At 46.2% G+C, this 738-nt stretch carries 2 protein-coding genes; both read right to left on the bottom strand.

Going from position 1 to position 738, the window contains the following annotated elements; genetic code table 11:
* A partial coding sequence (locus tag A596_RS23245) for a hypothetical protein (RefSeq protein WP_039918813.1) occupies positions 1-302 on the bottom strand: 302 nt, incomplete at its 3' end.
* Positions 303-317: 15 nt separating this feature from the next.
* Positions 318-738: glycoside hydrolase family 108 protein (locus A596_RS21540; RefSeq protein ID WP_039918812.1), on the bottom strand; the 421-nt coding region annotated here is incomplete at its 5' end.

Here is a 738-nt window from a genome sequence, read left to right as displayed (position 1 = left end):
TGGCTAGCCCAATCTTTAATTTCAACAATTTCATGGTGAGACCTCACAATAGTTTCTTGGCGTGTTTCGGCATTGATCTGCAAATCGTTTTGCTTTTCGATCAGCGCTTCTTTTGCCTCGGTGCGCGCTTGCTCGGTTTCCTGTAATTTCCGATTGTTTTCTTCTGAGGTGGTGTACTTCTCATTGAGCGAGTTGTAATTGGTTTCCCATGTATTGATCTTGGCTTCCAGTGTTTGATTGTGTTGCCACTGGTAACCAATCGCCGCCAATGAAAATAAAAAACCGATAAGTAAATAATTCATCATTCCCCCGGCAAATTAATGCGCAATGTCTTCTGCTGCATATTTGAGGTTGATGGCAACACGCCGCACCCATCCCTTACCGAAGCTCGACCATGTTGACAGGTTGGTATAAAAATCCAGCCGTTCTGCATTGAAACGCGATAGCACATCACCCACCGGCATGGACTTAATGGCAGCTATAGAGACGGGGCCAAGGTTGGCATCATCGATAACGCCTACTGCGCGCTGCAAAAATTTAATGGCTTGCGATACGCCGTGATTCACAGCGGTATCAAAGACTTGGTAAGCAATTGCACCGGGATATTGATCTGCTTTAATTTTCCCCCAGTAAGCCGTGCGATAAATTTCTTTAGCTTGCTCACGGGTAAGGTCGCGCATATTGCCTTTGTAGCCTTCGCTCCGGGCAACGTTAAGGGTAATGCCGTAGTTAGTTTCG

The sequence above is a fragment of the Cellvibrio mixtus subsp. mixtus J3-8 genome (assembly GCF_000766945.1).
Classification (GTDB): Bacteria; Pseudomonadota; Gammaproteobacteria; order Pseudomonadales; family Cellvibrionaceae; genus Cellvibrio; species Cellvibrio mixtus_A.
Note: the sequence above shows the minus strand (reverse complement) of the source record. Positions and strands in the feature narration are given on the sequence as shown.